Below are 18,545 nucleotides of genomic sequence, written 5' to 3' on the forward strand. Positions count from 1 at the left end.
GTTACCATTCACAATTATTTATGTACTATTTCTTGCCAATTTACAGAATATTTTTATTATTCACTTGTGTTTCATAAATTTACAACTTTATTTATTTTGTATTATAACAGAAAAACCTTACTTAAATATTGTTTAAGTAAGGTTTTTCATTATTAAATTAAGTTGTTATTGTAAACGCCTAATAAATCTACATCTTTTACTTTCTTTTTTATTTTTTCTTTATCTATTGTATAAAAACCGAGTTGTTTCATTCTATTTAAATAAATACTTCCTGCAAAAGTGAACCTCTTCTTAGATCCACCTTCTTTATGCATCTCTTCATTGGAGTAAGATATGAAGTCTCCTATTACTAAACTGCTTGGCAATTGCAAATAATCCATATTAGCCAAATATCTTACTGCATTATGTCCAGCTAAAGATCCCGTACAAATTGCTTCTGCAACAGCAACCAAAATACAATGTTTTCTTTTAACTTTTATGAAACTTTATATAAATGTTCCTCTGATAAAACTTTTGGGGATAGGCTTAAAAATGAAAGACTTAAAAAAGGCTTATCTCAATACGATTTAAGTAATTTAACAAATATAACTAGAGCTGCTCTTTCAGAATATGAATTAAATAATATTATTCCGACTAAAAAAACAATCTTAAAAATAGGTTCTGTATTGGATATTGATTATATTTGTAATGAGGGTTATAGTAAGTTAATTATATCTAATTTTAATGAAAAATTAAAGTTGTGGAGATTAAAAAATAACTTTTCTATTACAAAAGCAAGTACTTATTTTAATACTGATAGAAGTACTTATTACAAGTGGGAAAAAGGCATTTTTAATATAAGTAAAGATAAATATTATCACAATAAAAATTTAATAGATTCTATATTAGATTTATAAAAGAAATGGGTATAGACAAAGCTAGAGTAAAATTAATTACTCTAGCTTTTTAAAACTATTGTGATTTTACAATTTTTTAAATATCATTTAATGTATTTATCAATTTATCATATAATCTATTATTTATTTTTATTAAACTTTTTTTACCATCTTTAAACTCTAGACTAACAATATGATAACATATATGCATATTTGAGGTAAATATTGCAAGAACTCCTAATGGTCCAATTAAATATACACCTATAACTAATCTAGCTATTATATCCAGAATATTCTTTTTATAATTTGTATGTATTAATTTATAGTTATCTACTACATCTTTAGAAATATTTAGATTTAAATTTTCACTTTCTAATCTCAATATATCTTTACTATGTTTAATTATACAATTTTTATAGTCTCCTCTAATAACAGTATTTATCATAATTTTTTCTCCCTTCAAAACTATATTTATATTATATATTTTTTATGGAATAAAATAAAGGTTTTTGGTATTTTTTGTAATATTATATGATATATTGTATAATATATCAGTAAAATTTAACCAAAAAGGAGATAAGATTATGAAAAACTTAAAAAAAATATTAATGTCTTGTATGATATTTACATTAGTCTTAGGAGGTAGTTCTTTTGCCTCGGAAAATGAAAATCCAAATAGTGAATATTCAATAAGCGAGTATGAATTAGTAAAACAATTAGAGTCAAAAAGCAATTCTGAATTAAAACGTATGGGATATGATAATGAGGATATAGATCAAATAAGAAATTATGATGAACTATTTAAAGAAAATATTGAAGAAATTAAAGGTATAAATGAAGATGTCCTAAAAAATGATTTTGAATATACAGATGAACAAATTGATATAATACAAAATTTTAATGGTTCTGAATCCCAAATGGCAAAGGCATCTGCTTCTGTAAGTGTTAAAGCAACAAAAAATAGTTCTAGTTCGACAAGTAAAATATCGCGATTGAATGTAAAAATAAGATTTGTATGGTCTGGAATTCCAGCAACTCAATTTATAGATTCTTTTGCTATGGTAAATAGCGAAAATATGTTTTATGACAATAAATCTACATTATTTACTTGTACATATGTTGCAGGAAATGGATATCAAAGAACTTATCGTTTTAGTTTAAGAAGTAATGATGCAGGAACTACTGGAGCTGATGTTAGTTTTCCTGTGTATAAAAATCATGGAACTAAATATTATTTAAAATCAGGAAGTGCAAATGTTCCTCTTCATAGAGAGCATACAAGCGCAAATAAAATAATATCGTGTGGTATAGGTGTTGCATATGGTCATGCATTACTTCCATCTACACCAATAAGTGTATCATATAAAAATTTAAGTATAAGTTTCTCTGGTAAAGTAAGTAAAACATATGATACTTTTAAATTCAAGCTATAAGCATTTTAAAATTTATTGAATATTTTTCCAAAATAGAAAAAGCCTTGCTAGTAGTATAATACTAACAAGGCTTTTTTCTATTTTTCTACAGATATATATTTTTTATTTAAAGATAACCATCCTTTTCTGTATGGAGCATACCCCCATTTTCCATTTTTAGATATTTTAGTTATTTTATACCTCACACCTTTTGGAGCTGTATGTAATATATCAGCTTCAGTTGTTGGTGACTTTCTTATATTAAGTTTTCCTTTTGTAATTACATAATAAGGAACTTTATTTGTTATATACTCACTAGTTGCTGGTTTAGTAAATCCATTTAATCCTTTTGATTTTATAAGAGATGGATAATCTACATAACAATAGTTTTGGTCAGTACTTGCAGAAGGTATCCCATTTATTTTTTTATTTCTAAGCAGATTTGTCTCTCCTCCAAACTGCCACATCATTAGATCCTTTTCTTTGTAACCACATTCTTTTGCATAATGAGCTATCCATTTATCATACTTAGAAAGTTCACTTTCAATAAGATGATCTCTTAATATATATTTGCCTGAATAAATTGCAACGTAGTATCCTGCATCCTCTACAACCTTAGCCATAGCTTTTACTGCATCTGTTAGTTGTCTTTTTGAGGTTTTCTTTAATACTTCTGTATCTTCTATATCCAAGAATATTGGATATTCAAACTTCTTTCCTTTAAGTAAATCTACTATAAATTTACCCTCTGCTTTACCTTCTGCAACAGTAGCACATCTACTATAGTAATAAGCTCCTACAGGCATTCCTATAGCTTTTGCCTGTTTATAATATTCTTCAAACTTAACATCCTTTGCCATTGTTTTACTAGAAGATAAACTAGTTCTTCCAGCTCTTAATATTGCATATTTTACACCTTCAGATTTTACTTTACTCCAGTTAATAGTTCCATTGTGATAACTAACATCAATTCCAAATATTTTTTCCATTTTATTTACCTTCCTTTATTTATATTTTTATAAAATAAAAAGTAACTTCACATGATCTAGCAAAGTTACTTTAATAAATTAAGTTACTTACCTTGTATTAAATTTTTAAATATTTGATGTAAACCTGTACTTGATAAACCACTAAATAATCCACCTAAAAGTATTTCAGGATTTATATTCCATTTATTTAACCAAATATTTAATATTACACCCAATATAGCCATTATCAATGGGATATGCTTATTATCTATTGAAGGAAAACTTGTCTTAACAACATATCCTACACATACACATATCCCTACTACCAACACAACTAAATAATTAGTTAAAAAGTTTAAATCCATTATCTTTACCTCCTAATTTTTTATTTCAATAAAAAAGCAATAACCGAACTTATCAAAGCTCCAGCTATTGCTCGCCATATCCACGTATTTGAATTTTCTAAATCTGTTATTCTGTTATTTGCTACTTTTATTTTTTCTTCTATTAATTCAGTCTTTAGATTATTATTTGTATTTATATTTTCTAATAATACTTCAATCCGTACTAGCTTTTCTCTAACCTCTTGGATTGCATCCTCTTTTTCTGGCATAAATTAATCCTTTCCTTTAATTATTTTAAAAAGTTATTTTCAATATAAGTCATTATATTGTTTGAGCTATTCTTTAACTCGTCTTGAACAATAAATCTACTTTCTTGAACATTGTTATTTATAGCAACACCATCTTCGTTTATTTCTGTGTATGTATAACTTAACCTTAAACCTTCAGACATTTTTATTACACTAAAACTAGTTAATATTTTCATAATTCAAATCCTCCTCTATAATTTCCATTAAGTCCTTATTTTCAATTGATCTTTCAACATAATTAATTATAAATTCTTCTAGTGGTTTATTTTGAATATCTTTTGTAATTTCTTCATTTATAGATTTTTCTATTTTTCCATCGAAATTTACTCTTTCTTGAATATATTCTTCATCTAAACCATGGCTCTCACCTATTCTAAATGGATTTTCTTCCCTTTCAAATCTATAATCTTCGTATCCTTTTCTTTTTGCTTTTATTTCATATCCAACTTCTAAGTTAGGTGTTCCTTTTATAATAAAATGAGTTGGATATCTTTCTATTACATTTGCTATACCTTCTCCATAAACACTTAAAAAAACCTGATATTTTCTAGAAGTATTTGCAGTTTCAGTAAATATAGAATCTATATAGACATAGGAGTAACCATCATTATCTAATATTGTTTCACCTATATCACCGAAATAATAATCTGCTGTTTCATAAGCATTTATATCTACATATCCAACAGACGTTTGTACACAAGCATTTTTAGTTCCATAGGCTTTAAAATCTTGACATGTTAATTTACCTCTTGTACCATCATTATTACCATTACATACTTTAACTTCTACACTTGAAGTAACATTATAACCTTTCCAATAATTTAAATTTAAATTTCCACTATCATGATTACTATTAACTTGACTAGAACGAATAACAATTCTTTCTACGAAAGTACTTTGAATAGTATCTTCATTTATACTGTTAACTTCTTTTAATTTATAGTTATTAAAATTAGTATTTTTATATATATTTAAGGTAGATGAAGATCCTTCCAATACCTTAGTACCTGAACCTGGTTCTCCAACACCAAGGGAAAATACATCTTTGCCTACTACATCAGCAGAGCGTTTATTAGCACTTGTTTTTCCTCCATAAAAGTAAGCAATTGATTCATTGGTATCACTCCACCAATTATAAAAAGTAACCTGATTTTCTCCAAAATAGCCTGATTTACGATCTCCATTACGAGTTCTAAATATTCCATATAGTTCTAATCTTCCACTACTATTTACCTTAAATACTTCTTCATTGGTATCAGTTTTTATTATCTTAAATCCATTAGCACTTATTGTAGTTTTTGATTTTACATTACTTGATGTTACTGTTATACCATCTTTATCTATTGTTGTTATTCCATCATAAACTTCCGAAGGATGCGGACTCCAAGGTTCTACCAACTCTCCTTCTGTTAACAATACTCCTGTATAGTAATACGTTCCACTTGTGCCACTACCTAATGTACCTAGTCGTATAGATGCTGTAGTTGTTGTAGCTTTAAATGTTATAGATAAGACTTGATATTTTTCTTCCGGACTAGTGTATGAATGAAGATATTTATCATCATGATAAACTTGTATACCTGTTTTACCACTAGTTGCTTTAACTAAAGCACTTAGAGTATATTGCTTCCCTACTACTAAGTTATCTACTATTTGATATACTCCTTGTGATGCTCCATCAGCTACTATTTTCAGACATTTAGCAAACCCCGAGGTTGTAGAGCTAGTTACTGTTCTTGTACAAGTCCCCAAGTTGCTCCAATTCCTTATGTCTCCAGTTAAAAAAGCACTATTATAAAGCTTATTATAACCACCATTAGCAGTAAATTTAGCTTGCAACTTGTCCACTGTCTGTTGTACTTGAGAGTGTGTCTGATAACCTTTAGAAGTTACAATTCCATTAACATCATTTGAAGTTGTATAATGATTACTTATTATTGTCGTTAGCCCTTCTTTAGTTAATTTTTGTTCTGCACTTTGCATTCTAGTTTGTAGGCTAGTAACTTTCCCATCAACAGTAGTTTGAGTTTTCTCTACTTCAGATACTCTACTTGTAATACTAGATAGATTAGTTTCTATCGATGATACTTTTGACTTGGTAGAAGATATTTCTGTTTTATTTGTATCTATCTGTGTTTGCACATCTTCAGGAGCGGGTGTCCATCCTATGTCTTTAGTTCCAAAATAAACTCTAAGATTAGATATAGTGAATGTTCCCACCATGTTATCTGTTCTTATATATACTGATTTTGTATCCCTCTCCATAGCTGGTTTCCATATATTTTTAACAGTCCCCTTAGTATTAGTTGGACTTATTGTTTGTGTACCCGTCACTAACCCATACTGTGGTTCTCCAGTTTGCATGTAGAATGTTCCACTAGGATTTTCACCCTCATATTTCCAATCAAAGACTACTATTAATTCCTTACCCTTTATATCAGTAAGGTATGGTACAGTAAAATGATAAGTACATCCAGTTCTATTAGTTGTACCTGTTCCAATAATAGATTTAGATGTGCCAGTATCTTTAACAATATTTCTTCCACCGATTTCTAGTCCATCAATTTTACTATTTGCACTATTTGCTATATTTAATGCATTTGTAGCATTTGAGTTAGCAGCATTGGCAGTATTAGTAACTGTAGTCACATTTTTTTCAGTACTAGATACTCTCGCAGTTATACCATCTAAGTCTCTCTCTACTGTATTTACTCTAGTTTCAACACCTGTGATTTTTCCTGTATGCTCATTTATTTTAGTCGTATGACTTACAATAGTGCTATTCATAGAGTTTACGGTTTGAACGGTTCTATTGTAATCATCTTTTAATAATATAGTCTGACCATCTTTAACTATTTGAGTATTGTTAATAGCTGTAGTTATTTGACCTTGCATTACTCCTATAGTAGTTGAATGGCTCTCTGTTAAAGATTTAGTATCATCTGCTTGTGTTTTTAATTGATTAAATGCAACATCTAAAGTTTGATTCTGATTATTTAACATAATCTTAGTTGATTTAATTGTATTTGTATTTGTGTCTTTATTAAATCCAGTTATAAAGCTACTATAATTTATTTGTTTTTCACCAACAGCATCACTTGCTATCATGTCACTTATAATTAAATCGTCAGCTATAGCTCCTTCTTTAATTCCTGTATGATCTATCAATACACCTGTTCCAGTTTCATCAAATAAAGAAAAAGTAAAATTATTATTTTTATCTCTCCCTATCTGAACTCTGACTTTATTGTTTTTATCCTTGAATTGTTGTGTTGCTCCAACAATCTCTATTCCACCATCATCAGATTTAATTCTAAATTTGTTGGTAGAAATATCTCCTGCATTAATCTTAGAAACATCTAAATTTGCTATCATGGCATTAGTGATAAATCCATTTGCTATTGTTAACTTATCTGATGTTATTCCTCCAGCTTGAATATTTTCACTAGATAAATTCCCATTTACAAGTGTTTGAATTTTACCAACTTCAGCTTCTACTGTGCCTATTTTAGCGGATACAGCTTCTAGTTGAGTTATACTTGCTTTATTTGCTTCAAGTTCATTTATTTGTGCAGTGTGGGTTACTGTAAGTTTATCTATAACTCCTACATTAGCTTTTAATGTTCCAAACTCACCTTCTATAGCTGTTAACTTTCCAGTTATAGTTACATTTTCTGCAATTAAATTTTCAATTGTGGCGTTAACTGCTTTAAGATCTTCTATATCCGCCTTATTAATTAATGCTTCATTTACAATTAACAATTCAGTTACAACTCTATTAACTTTATTACTTAGATTACCAGTTGAATTAAATTCATTTTTATTTTTACTTTCACCCTTTGCACCTATTTCAGATGTAAGTCCCCCATTATAGTTGAACTTTTGAGATAGTATAGGAATATTTCTTTTTACACCTTTATGATCTGTAAGAGATATAATATCTCCAACATCTAGAGATAAATCCCCCTGCCACTTCATCGAATATCCTACATACTCAATACTTTTTAACTTATTATATATATCTGTAAGAATAGAATCATTAACCCAAGGATTTTCAAAAGTAACTTCCATAGAAGAATTACTTAAAGTACCTTTAGTTAACTCTTTTTCATTTACCTTGCAAGTAACTGCACCTATCCTATAAACATTTTCTTCAGTTTTTAAGTCTATATAATTTTCATCTGTTATTGAGTAATCTATAGTTTTAAGTGTATTTATAGTAAATTTTCCATCTCTAGTTATGTATGCATTACCAGCACATAAACTAGATATAAAACCAAGTGCTTCTCTACAAGTAAAGCCTTCCAACTTATTTAAATTATAAGAAGGAAGGCTTCCTGTAAATTCTACTCCAGTAATTTGAGATAATTCATTAACTATATTTTTTAATGATGCAGTTTTGCCTAATTTACTAAAATAAGGTTTTTCAAACTTCATCATATTATCAAAACATGTAAGTTTTATAGAGTAATCAGTTTTTTCAATATCATCTATATTAAAATAACCCATTAATACATATTCAATTTTTGAACCTACATTTAAACCTATTTCAACTTTAACTATAGAGTTACTGTAAATAGTATTATTTGTAGATAATGTTAGTTCTAATGACTTTGAAACTGCTGACCCTATACTAAAACCATCTGAAGGTTGAACATCTTCTATAGTTATATTGATTATATCAGCATTGGTATATATATTATCTCTTATGGTTACTTTACATTCAAAAGATCTAGAAGGCTTTTTTATTTCTAATAAATATGATGAACTTACATTTTGCATTTTAATATCACCTTCTTTCTTTATTAGCTAAATTAACTATTCTTCTATCATATAGTCTATTAAAGCCATTTCTGAAGGAGACATCTCATAGTTACCATACATTAAATCATCTAGCTTAAACTTATGTATGTTTACTTCTATTTCAATATCTAATAGTTCATTTAATTCTTTATTACAAACATCTATATTTTCATCTTCAATATGATATTGATTATTTTCATCTATAACTAAATTTCCCTCTTCATCTTTTTTACAATATTTATTTATAATTTTCTGTCTTTCCGAGTTGTATATTTTTAATTCACGCTCTAATTTAGACACATTCTTGGATATAGCATAACTAACTTTTACAGGGAATTGTCTATGTATTAAAGACTCTAAAAAATTTGCATCATTTACTATTCTTCTATTTGTTAATTTCATAATTATTTTCCTACCTTTCTTGATGATATTGATGGAGTATTTATTTCATCTTCTATTTTATATACTTCATCTTCAAATTGCTTCATATCTGCTCTTACAGATGTCTTATTAGAATTGTATAGCTCTTGATTAGCTATACTCTTATTTATATTTGCATTTTTATTTCCATCAGTTCCTATACTCGTACTCATATATACGGCAACTTGACCTTCTATTTCACTTGTAGCATTCAAAGTAATATTTTTATTAATTTTTTTATCATCCTTTAAATTTTGAGTATAAAAAAAGAGCCCTCACTTTGGCCCTTAATGTAGTCTACATATTTTCTATAAATTTAGAAATAGAAAGTATAATTTTTGCTAAACTTCCAGATTTATCAATAAAGTTATATATTTTTTCTATAGAATCTATAAATTTAGATACTTTATTACTCTCCTTGTTACCCTTTTTTATCTCTAATGCAACTTCGTTAGCCTGTATAATAATTTCAGAATCAAATGGTGATTCTTTTATAAGTTCATTAAAGCTACATATTAATTCATCGAAGTTATTACTGTCTTTAGTAGCATTTATGTTTGTTGCACTTAACTCTTTTGTATCTGTAGCATAAATTGCATTATCAAATCCAGTAGTTTTTACATTATCTATTTGTACATTTACACACTTATCAATTCTAATTGCTGAATTTTTCATTTATATCACCTCCCTATTTATTAACTTAAGTATAATATAAATTCATAATTTATACAAATACTACCATATTTAATTATATTTTACTGTTACCACTCCAATTACTTCTCTATAAAATTCATTTTTAAACCTTTCCAAAGTACTTTCCCATTTTTTATATACAATGCTGGTACGGATCTATCACCAACATACATCGCTTTGGTTTCAAATCGTCCTGTCATTGGATCAGGATAATAAACATTAAAAAAGACACCTGATACAGCATTCAATAAAGTTGAACACTCTTCAGCTGTCAACGGTGGCCATTCACAGTTTAATTTTCGCTTTACAGCAATTCTATCTCTTAACAATTCCCCTCTAGCATTCCTATTACTTTCACCATCTATATCCTGAATATCTACCTGAAATACTGAAGGGACTGATATACTTACACTATTTATTTTTAACATTTATATCACCTAATTTACTAAACTTTTATAATTGCTTCTCCAGTTTGTCTTTGCATTTTCTTTAGTTCACTTAATAGTATTTTAACAAGAGTATCATTTCCTATTTGTATTATTAAATCTCCTGTAGGATTATTATTTGAGCCACTTCCTTCCATTCTAGAACGTAATTTTTCTGCTAATATATCTAAACCACCAGTATTATTTTCTAAAGGGACTACGGCTTCTTTTCCAGCTTCACCGACCATGGCTAATGTAGGAGAATCTATAATACCACCTTTTGCAAGATACGGTATTTTGGGAATATTAATTCCAAACTTTTTACCTCCAAAACCAGGTACAAAATCAGGTATACTTACAGATATTCGGTTTAATCCACCTATAGCTGCATTAACTAAGGATATAACTCCATTTAGAGGTTGTTTTATTACAGATTTTAAACCACTCATAATGCCACCAAATATATTCTTAACTCCACTCCAAGCTCTCTTCCAGTTGGCTGTGAATGTTCCTGCAATAAAATCTATTATACCTTTGAAGATTTGTTTTACACTCTTGAATATATTACGTACATTTGCTAAAAAACCATTTAAGATATCACCAAATCCTCCAAACTTTTTAGACCAGTCTCTTGCAAATACATTGCCTAACCAATCTTTGAAATTATTAAATTTTTCTTTTATTTTATTCCAAACCTCAATACATTTTGCTTTTAACTCATCCCAATGTGTAATAAGATAAATCCCTATACTAATAATTGCAAAAATAGCTATACAAACTAGTCCCATTGGACTTTTCAAAAATGTAAAAGCAGCACTTAATAAACCTGCAGAACCTTTAAGTAAATCAAATGCACCCTTAGCTATAAGTACAATATCTTTAAGCTTGTTAAATATAGATATCCCTTTACTTACGATAAGGAATGTACCTCCAAGTCCCATTACAGTAGTAATTATAATATCTAAGACTGGTTTACCATCATTAAGTAACCAATCTATCATTTCACTAAATTTATCAAATAGTTTCCCAATAGCATCCATTAATGGTGCTATTGCAGGAGCCATTATGTTTACAAACCAATTTACAAACGGAGTAACAAAATTAGTATAAATATATCCTGCTAGTTCAAAGATCTTAGCTCCTAATTTTATAAATCCTTGGAATAAATGACTTCCACCATTGTCCCAAACATAAATAAGTTTTTCAGATAAATTTTCTAAAACACCAATAGTTGCATCAATTACTGACATTAATGTATTTGCAAGTGGTAGACCTATAATTTCCCAAGATTCTCTGAATGAATCTCCTATTTTCTTTATTAAAGTCAGTAGATTATTTATTGTATTAGCTACCCCTTGTATAATTTTAGTACCTATTTTATTCTTATCCCATGCAATAGAAAATGTATTGGCAATATCTCCAACTATATTAAATATATTTTGTAATATTTGAAGTATCGTTACAAGCATTTGCTCACCAGTACCATTAGTCCATACTTCTAGTAAACTACGTCCAATTGATTTTACTAAAGACCATATACCGTTAAACGCATACTTGATACTATTTATTGTGTTTTGTCCTTCTCTTTCCCATGCATTAGCAAATGGTTCAAATATCTTAGACATTAGTGCCTTTATTTTATTAACTAATGCCTGCATCTTTGCATCAACAGCAGATGTATTTAATTGTGGTGTTGTAAGCATTGGAGCACCACTTCCACCACCACCTCCACCTGTGCCTGGGCTTCCTGTATCTGCATCTTTATTCATATTTAACTTGTTAATTTCATCAAATCCCATTAAGTCCCCTAATGCCTTTTTAGCTTTTTTACCAGCTTTTTCAGCACTATTTCCTGCTTTTTCAGTAGCACCACCATAAGCTCCCATAGCATTTTTAGCACTAATCAAACCTTTAGTTGCTTGAAAACTTTGATTATATGTTTTTCCGAATAATGCTGAAATAAATGATGCTATATACTGTGTTACAGTTGCTAGGGCACTCATTAGTGCATTTATTGCAGGTAATATGGCTTGATATATAGGCATAAATGCAACCATTAAATTAGTCTTTATTTGATTTAATGAATTAACAAATTGTGCATTGGTATTTAACGATGCAAATAAAGAACTAGACATAGCATAAATACCATTTACAATCATAGGAAAGAATATCATCCATTTGGCCATTTGACCAATAGATCCAATAATTCCATTGTTAAAACTTCTTGTACTATTACTACCTGAATTTAATCCATTAGTTAAACTTTTTAAACCATTACTCATTCTATTAAATAAACCACTAGATTTATTTGAGTTAGAATTTAATTTGCTAAATAAAGAATTTAATCTATTAAACTTATTTCCAGTTATAGAAGACTCTTTTCCTAGAGCTGCTAACTTAGCATCTAAATCACTTAATTTAAATCCTAACTTATCAGACTTTGATGTTAATCTAATAATTGACTCTTCTGTTTTTAGTATTTGGTCATTAATCTTATTCTTTCTTTTTGGATTTAATGCTAAATCGTATGCTTCTCTAAGTTCCTTTAACTTATTTTGTTGAGATTCTATTTTAGCATTTATTGTATCTAACATCCTTGATGTTGTGTCTATATCTGTTGTAAGGGCTTCTCTACTAACTGGTGGCCCCCTAGTAACTTTTTTATTATTTGCATGATTTGAACCTGTATTTTGGCTTTCTAAGGCATTGAATTTAACATTTGGTAATTTTATATTACTCAACATGGATAAAGCCTTAGAAAGCGAATTTTTTAGATTATTTGTTACATTAGACATCATGTTTTTCATGTTAGAGTTAACTTTATTAAGTGAACCCTTCATAGTCTTATCCATGTTATCAAATACTTTATTTGTAGACGTGTTTAAATTTGATTTTAATGTATTTGCAATAATAGAACTAACTTTATTTACTTGACCTGCTATATCACTTGTAACTTCTAAATCTAAGGTTATCTTTCCTACACTATCACTCATAACTCTCACTCCTTTCATAAGCATATTTTTATATAAGAAAAGCACCTAGTATTAAACTAAGTGCTTTCATCTAAACTTTCCATTTATGACCACAATTCATACAAACATTATATCTTTTTTTACTTGTTACAGCTCCTACCACTCCACCAGCTATACCTGCTACTGGATTTAAGACCGATAGTAATGCTGCTCCACCAACAGCTCTACCTGCACTAAGTTTTTTATTTGTATTAGTTAATTGTGTACTTTTACATTTTGGACAGTATGGTATTTTTTCTTTTTTAAGATTTTTTATTCTTTCTTTTTCTTCTTTTCTTTTAGATACTTTAACTTCTTCATTTGCTTTAGCTTCAATAGAGTATTCTTTATATCCTAAGTTGCAATGCTGTCTTAATGCTAAATATACCTTTTCTAATATATCTGCTTTTTCAATCTTAAAAACTATATCTTTAAGTTTATCTTCCTCAAATATTTTTAAAATTAATTTTTCACCCTCAATAGATAAATCTTTAATATCGTTATATGCAATATATATCTTAGGTTTAAATATAAAATCACCTAATACTCCACCCTTCACTAAAGTTAAATTAAATGATTCTCCATGCTTAAATTCTGAGTATCCAAATTCAAATCTAGCTAAAGCTGATACTGTATTAAAAACCCCAAAAGTATCTTTTTTTAACTCATTAAATCTTTCTTTATCGATAATCAAATATATCTCCCCCTTATATATATTTTTTACAACATTATATAAGAATTAAGAAAATTATTCAATTTATCCAAACATACTCGCCATCATTTGTTCGAATTCTTTTACTTTTTGTGCCTTTTCTTCATCTGTCATTTCTATTGTTTTATTATTTCTATTTCTCCACTCATTTCTTATTTTGTGTTGCTCTTCAGTAAAGTTATTAAGAATATCTTTATCTTCTTCAGCTCTTATACTGACTATTTGACCAAGTGGAGTTTCAGTCATAATACCACTTAATAGAGTACAAAATTCATTCCAACTCATATCATCTACAAGTCGTAGTCTTATGCCATATTGAGTTAAAAAACTTGCTTCGATTAACTCCCAATCTTCAAATAAATCATACCATTTATTTTCTTCTTTTCTTTTTACGAAAATTATTATTTTTATTTGTACTTTCAACTTCCATTTCTTCTATTTCTTCTATTTCTTCTAAAGATACATCATTAATAGCAGCCATTATAACATTTACTATAACTACATAAGATGCGATAGGTAAATCTAAGCTATCTATGTATTCTAATGCCTCTTTACCTATACCTGCCTCTATTATTTTATCTATCTTTTCAAAGTCATCCATTTTAGAATCTTCAGTTAATCCCTTTAAGAATATCCCTACATTCTTAGATATATTTATCTCATATATATGTGTTTCATCTATTTTAACAGTTGGCTTTTTACTTCCATTTTTTAATTTTTCAGCTATATCGTATGCTCTTGACATTGACCTATCTCCTTATATTTATTTTTTATCTATATTTATTCATTTTAACTCTCTAGAACAGGAGCTGGTGTAAATGTAGGTTTTCCATGTGCTTTTGCTTCAAACTCTAATGGAGCAACATTCACTGAGTCCCCACCACCTAAATTTGTTACATTTATTACACAATTAAATTCTAATTTTGCACCTTCAGGGAACTCTATTTCTAACTTAGAGTCACAATCTCTTCCATTTTTCCAAGCAAGTCCAGATACATAGTCATTTCCCTCATCACCAACACATCTTTTTCCTTTTAAAGATATACTTAATGATTTTCCAGTCATTAAAGCACTTGCCCATCCTTCTTGATCCATCGCATTCCATTCTTCTATTTTCCCATCTATTGATATTGAAAAAGTTTCTAACTCTGCAATAGGTTTCATTTTAGCTGACTCACTACTTCTGCCATCAACTCCAATCTTAAATTTTAAATTATATACTGGGTATACTCCTGTAAAACTCATTCTTATCACTACCTTTCATAATAAATTGTCATCTCTATAACATATTCAATAACGCCTTCTGAATCAGTTCCTAAAAATATTGGTTCAGAACTTCTCATTTTACATTGAATAACCTTTTTATTTCCTATAGTAAAATTATCTTGGCCAAAGAATAAATTATAAACTTCCATTGCTTTTTTCTCTGCTTCATCACTGTTTTTTCCCCAGTGAATTAAAAAACTTATACTTTTAGTAGTATAAGTTGTGTTTTCCAGTCCACCAATAGCTATATGTGGTAGTTGTCCTGGTACATTATATATTGTTATACTCTTTTCTTGATTGCCACCTATCTTATTTAAATAATATTGAGGGCAGTCTATTTGAGATTTTAAATAGCCTCTTATATAACTTAATAACATTACTTAATTACTCCTTTTGAATTCATTTTTAAAAACCTAGAGTAGGCATTTTTTATAAAATCATCTTTCTCACCATTTATATAAGCATCCATCCACTTACCTTGTGCATTTACATTTTTATCAGTTCTAAAGTTATACTCTGGATGCCAATATAATCTTCTTGCATAAGGAGTATCAAAACTTATATTAGTTATTCCATTATTTACATTTTCAAGATTAATAAAACAACTTCTTTCAAGTTCTCCTGTATCTTTAGGAATAACCGCTGATGTGACTATATCACTCTTCAAAGCTTCTGTAGCCATTTCCAAGGATTTTATATGAGCCTTAGTAATATTATTTAATTTCTCACTATCTAATTTTATAGTAACTTTTACATTCATATTAAATTCAACTCTGTACTAAAAATACTACCATCTGGGTTCAAGGGTCTTTCAATAGAATAAATCTTTTTCTTTAATCCATTTATATTTACATAGCCTTGAAATGCTCCATCATAAATAGAACCTTCTATAACTACTTTACCACTAAGAGTAATTAATTGCCTTTCAGCATTAAGAACTTGCTTAGATTTATCTGTATAGATACATTTCCCATTAAAGATTATATTTTCTTCACAATCACCATCTGTATTAATTCCCTCAAACCACACTTCTATAGGTGTATTAGCTAACCACTTTGGAAAAGGTAATTTTAATCCCATATTATATTCTCCTACAAGTTAACCCAGTTTGATTAAGGTAATTTAATACTTCTTGTGTGGTAGTTATTCCATTAACCTTATTTGTTTTAAAACTAACAGATGTACTCCCTGCACTGAAACCACTTAAAGGTGTATCTATATAATCTCCATACTGTTCAATAAACTCTGCATGTATGCATGTTGCTTTTTTTATTCTATCTTTCTGAAATTCAGTTAAGTTATCAAATCCTTTTGCCATTATTCTATTAAAAGTTAATGAATCAACTTGATCACTTGCTCTTTCTAATCTTTGTTTAGAATTATATTCCTCTAGTACAGTTCCATTAAATTCATCTTTATAATATTGATAATCTACATAAGCCAAAATATCACCTTCTTAAAATAGGGAGTATTTAAACTCCCCTATTTATATTTTTACATAAAAATAAGGCTTACTTAGAGCCTTCTATTTCTTTCTTTAGCTTTTTATTTTCTTTTTCTAAAGTATTATAATTTTTTTCTAATTCTTCATACTTTGTTTTTAATTCTTCATATTCTTTATATGATACAGACTTTCCAGCTCCATATTCTATTATATTGCCTTCATCATTTAAGATATCGTAACCTTGTGCAATATAATAATCCTTTTGAGTTTTATCTATTGTATATACTTTATTATCTTTACTTGCTTTCATAATTAATCCTCGCTCTCTATTTTAATCTTCTGCTTCAGCATTTATTGCTATACCACATGCTTTATTCTTTATTAAGAAAGTATCTCCATAAGCTCTATTTTGATATAAATAGTTATCTCCTGTTCTTGAATCATGTCCTGGTGTAAATATCTTTATGTATGCATATTTACTTCTTGTGACTTGGCAAGAAGGGTGTATTAATATAATATTTATTTGTTTTGCTCCACCTGCAGGTACACAACCATTAGAAAATTCATATTTTGTTTTCATTCTAGAACTTGGAACAACCTTTATATTTACATCATCTAATGAATATACATTTCTATCAACATTTCCTGTATTTTTATCTACACTTACTGTTCTTGATAATCCTTCAGCATTCTTTAATAGCTTATTCATTGCAGGAGTAACATATAGTATTCTGCCTTCACTTGGAACACCTTCATCATCCATTTTAGACATTTGGTTATCAAACCACTCTAAAATATTTGCTGTCGTAAGAGAAGTATTATCTACAACAGCACCACTTGATGTATATGTCTTAGCTTCTGCATATAATTTTGAATATCTATAACTATCTTTTTCAGGAATTGCTTGTTCAGTTTCAAAAGTATTGTGAACATTAGCTATCTCTACAGTTAAATTAGTTTCATCCACATCCATTGGATCTATAAAGAATTCTATATCTCTATCATGTGCTAATTTTTTAGCTTCCCAGTCATTTGACATTGTTCCAGCATTAAATCCTAATGTACCTCTATTATGGTCTTTGTACCCACTAACTGTTATTGTAGGTAATTTTATAGTTTGAGCATTTATAAACTTAACTTGTGGGTTAGAGTTTTCTAAATCATAAGAAGTTAATTCCCTTGAATATTTTTGTTGTAATTCCCTCATAAATTGTTCTGCATAATTGTATGCTGCCATTTTAAATCATCTCCTTAATTTTTATTACTTATTTCCAAATGCCATAGCAAGGGCATCTTTTATATTATCTTGTGGCTTTCCATTGTCTCCACTACCACCAATTTTAAATCTTGGTGTTTCTGTTCCACTTGTTTTGAAACTTGGATATTTTTCTAATACTTTATCTATTGCTTTATCTATAGTTAAAGTATCATTAGTCATACTTCTAGCTAGTGTTATTACATCATCTACAGAGTCAGCTAATACACCTTTAGATAAGCATGATACTTTTGCTTCTAGTGTACTAACTTTATCTTCTGCATCTTTTCTAGCTTTAGTTTCAGCTTCTAACTTTTCATCTTTCTTTTGAGCTTCTGTCTTTTGATTTTCTTGCCATTCTTTAAACTTTGTAAGCTCTTCATCACTTGGCAAATCCTTTTTAGCATCATTTAATAATGCATCTAGTTCTTCTTGCGTATAAGTTTTAACTTCTTCACCGCCACCATCTGAACCATTATCACCAGGATCTTGTTCATTCCCTTCATCACCTTCTCCTGCAAGTAACTGCAGGTTCATTTTGATAACATTATCTAAATCACCTATTAGCATTTCATGCCCTCCTTTATATTTTTATATACATAGTTTTTG

Annotated in this window: 25 protein-coding genes; 2 read left to right on the top strand and 23 right to left on the bottom strand. The window is 28.6% G+C overall.

Annotated features, from left to right (window positions below; all coding sequences use genetic code 11):
• Positions 1 to 152: 152 nt before the first annotated feature.
• Positions 153 to 452, bottom strand: a complete 300-nt coding sequence (locus QX51_RS15170; RefSeq protein WP_039680741.1) for a hypothetical protein — start codon at positions 450 to 452, stop codon at positions 153 to 155.
• A 6-nt stretch (positions 453 to 458) separates the two neighbouring features.
• On the opposite strand from QX51_RS15170, the gene QX51_RS15175 reads away from it, so the two are divergent.
• Complete coding sequence (locus QX51_RS15175) at positions 459 to 896, top strand: helix-turn-helix transcriptional regulator (RefSeq protein ID WP_039680742.1); 438 nt, start codon at positions 459 to 461, stop codon at positions 894 to 896.
• Between the two features lie 76 nt (positions 897 to 972).
• Here QX51_RS15175 and QX51_RS15180 read toward each other — a convergent pair whose 3' ends face one another.
• A complete protein-coding gene (locus QX51_RS15180; protein ID WP_039680743.1) occupies positions 973 to 1,320 on the bottom strand; it encodes a hypothetical protein in 348 nt (115 codons plus the stop codon).
• Positions 1,321 to 1,459: 139 nt separating this feature from the next.
• Here QX51_RS15180 and QX51_RS15185 point away from each other — a divergent pair, with 139 nt between their 5' ends.
• Positions 1,460 to 2,308 carry a hypothetical protein gene (locus QX51_RS15185; RefSeq protein ID WP_039680744.1) on the top strand — a complete coding sequence of 283 codons (849 nt, stop codon included), beginning with the start codon at positions 1,460 to 1,462 and terminating at the stop codon, positions 2,306 to 2,308.
• A 77-nt stretch (positions 2,309 to 2,385) separates the two neighbouring features.
• On the opposite strand, the gene QX51_RS15190 is transcribed toward QX51_RS15185, so the two are convergent.
• The 21 genes from QX51_RS15190 to QX51_RS15290 all read right to left on the bottom strand — a co-directional run bounded on the left by QX51_RS15190 (position 2,386) and on the right by QX51_RS15290 (position 18,506).
• Positions 2,386 to 3,276 (bottom strand): GH25 family lysozyme, encoded by an 891-nt coding sequence (locus tag QX51_RS15190; RefSeq protein ID WP_052233090.1) that lies wholly within the window; start codon positions 3,274 to 3,276, stop codon positions 2,386 to 2,388.
• Between the two features lie 83 nt (positions 3,277 to 3,359).
• Positions 3,360 to 3,620 (bottom strand): phage holin family protein, encoded by a 261-nt coding sequence (locus QX51_RS15195; protein ID WP_039680745.1) that lies wholly within the window; start codon positions 3,618 to 3,620, stop codon positions 3,360 to 3,362.
• A 20-nt stretch (positions 3,621 to 3,640) separates the two neighbouring features.
• Positions 3,641 to 3,868, bottom strand: coding sequence for a hemolysin XhlA family protein (locus tag QX51_RS15200; RefSeq protein WP_039680746.1), 228 nt, complete (start codon positions 3,866 to 3,868; stop codon positions 3,641 to 3,643).
• Positions 3,869 to 3,888: 20 nt separating this feature from the next.
• Positions 3,889 to 4,083 (bottom strand): hypothetical protein, encoded by a 195-nt coding sequence (locus tag QX51_RS15205; RefSeq protein ID WP_039680747.1) that lies wholly within the window; start codon positions 4,081 to 4,083, stop codon positions 3,889 to 3,891.
• Positions 4,067 to 8,689, bottom strand: coding sequence for a hypothetical protein (locus QX51_RS15210; protein ID WP_039680748.1), 4,623 nt, complete (start codon positions 8,687 to 8,689; stop codon positions 4,067 to 4,069). Before QX51_RS15210 ends, QX51_RS15205 begins: the two co-directional genes overlap by 17 nt.
• A gap of 36 nt (positions 8,690 to 8,725) precedes the next feature.
• Positions 8,726 to 9,112: a DUF1617 family protein gene (locus QX51_RS15215; protein WP_039680749.1), complete on the bottom strand. Its 387-nt coding sequence runs from the start codon at positions 9,110 to 9,112 to the stop codon at positions 8,726 to 8,728.
• 2 nt (positions 9,113 to 9,114) lie between these two features.
• Positions 9,115 to 9,345 (bottom strand): hypothetical protein, encoded by a 231-nt coding sequence (locus QX51_RS15220; RefSeq protein WP_200886407.1) that lies wholly within the window; start codon positions 9,343 to 9,345, stop codon positions 9,115 to 9,117.
• Between the two features lie 82 nt (positions 9,346 to 9,427).
• The gene (locus QX51_RS15225; RefSeq protein ID WP_039680751.1) at positions 9,428 to 9,805 is read right to left on the bottom strand and encodes a hypothetical protein; all 378 of its coding nucleotides are present in this window, start codon (positions 9,803 to 9,805) and stop codon (positions 9,428 to 9,430) included.
• A 98-nt stretch (positions 9,806 to 9,903) separates the two neighbouring features.
• Positions 9,904 to 10,251, bottom strand: a complete 348-nt coding sequence (locus QX51_RS15230) for a DUF6711 family protein (RefSeq protein WP_039680752.1) — start codon at positions 10,249 to 10,251, stop codon at positions 9,904 to 9,906.
• 17 nt (positions 10,252 to 10,268) lie between these two features.
• Positions 10,269 to 13,241: a hypothetical protein gene (locus QX51_RS15235; RefSeq protein ID WP_052233092.1), complete on the bottom strand. Its 2,973-nt coding sequence runs from the start codon at positions 13,239 to 13,241 to the stop codon at positions 10,269 to 10,271.
• Between the two features lie 70 nt (positions 13,242 to 13,311).
• Positions 13,312 to 13,953 carry a hypothetical protein gene (locus QX51_RS19620; RefSeq protein WP_052233093.1) on the bottom strand — a complete coding sequence of 214 codons (642 nt, stop codon included), beginning with the start codon at positions 13,951 to 13,953 and terminating at the stop codon, positions 13,312 to 13,314.
• 63 nt (positions 13,954 to 14,016) lie between these two features.
• Entirely contained in the window at positions 14,017 to 14,394 is a 378-nt protein-coding gene (locus tag QX51_RS15245) for a Gp15 family bacteriophage protein (protein WP_242842761.1), read from the bottom strand.
• The gene (locus tag QX51_RS15250; protein ID WP_039680754.1) at positions 14,342 to 14,716 is read right to left on the bottom strand and encodes a hypothetical protein; all 375 of its coding nucleotides are present in this window, start codon (positions 14,714 to 14,716) and stop codon (positions 14,342 to 14,344) included. The genes QX51_RS15245 and QX51_RS15250 overlap by 53 nt, the downstream gene beginning before the upstream one ends.
• A gap of 44 nt (positions 14,717 to 14,760) precedes the next feature.
• Complete coding sequence (locus QX51_RS15255) at positions 14,761 to 15,216, bottom strand: phage tail tube protein (RefSeq protein WP_039680755.1); 456 nt, start codon at positions 15,214 to 15,216, stop codon at positions 14,761 to 14,763.
• A gap of 8 nt (positions 15,217 to 15,224) precedes the next feature.
• On the bottom strand, positions 15,225 to 15,614 hold the full coding sequence (locus QX51_RS15260) for a minor capsid protein (RefSeq protein WP_039680756.1): 390 nt from the start codon (positions 15,612 to 15,614) through the stop codon (positions 15,225 to 15,227).
• The gene (locus QX51_RS15265; protein WP_039680757.1) at positions 15,614 to 15,997 is read right to left on the bottom strand and encodes a hypothetical protein; all 384 of its coding nucleotides are present in this window, start codon (positions 15,995 to 15,997) and stop codon (positions 15,614 to 15,616) included. Before QX51_RS15265 ends, QX51_RS15260 begins: the two co-directional genes overlap by 1 nt.
• Positions 15,994 to 16,317, bottom strand: coding sequence for a hypothetical protein (locus QX51_RS15270; RefSeq protein WP_039680758.1), 324 nt, complete (start codon positions 16,315 to 16,317; stop codon positions 15,994 to 15,996). Before QX51_RS15270 ends, QX51_RS15265 begins: the two co-directional genes overlap by 4 nt.
• 1 nt (position 16,318) lies before the next feature.
• A complete protein-coding gene (locus QX51_RS15275) occupies positions 16,319 to 16,681 on the bottom strand; it encodes a head-tail connector protein (RefSeq protein WP_039680759.1) in 363 nt (120 codons plus the stop codon).
• Between the two features lie 67 nt (positions 16,682 to 16,748).
• On the bottom strand, positions 16,749 to 16,991 hold the full coding sequence (locus QX51_RS15280; protein ID WP_039680760.1) for a hypothetical protein: 243 nt from the start codon (positions 16,989 to 16,991) through the stop codon (positions 16,749 to 16,751).
• Positions 16,992 to 17,012: 21 nt separating this feature from the next.
• A complete protein-coding gene (locus QX51_RS15285) occupies positions 17,013 to 17,918 on the bottom strand; it encodes a hypothetical protein (protein ID WP_039680761.1) in 906 nt (301 codons plus the stop codon).
• Positions 17,919 to 17,942: 24 nt separating this feature from the next.
• Positions 17,943 to 18,506, bottom strand: coding sequence for a hypothetical protein (locus QX51_RS15290; RefSeq protein ID WP_039680762.1), 564 nt, complete (start codon positions 18,504 to 18,506; stop codon positions 17,943 to 17,945).
• Positions 18,507 to 18,545: the final 39 nt, after the last annotated feature.

It is taken from the genome of Terrisporobacter othiniensis (genome assembly GCF_000808015.1).
GTDB lineage: Bacteria > Bacillota > Clostridia > Peptostreptococcales > Peptostreptococcaceae > Terrisporobacter > Terrisporobacter muris.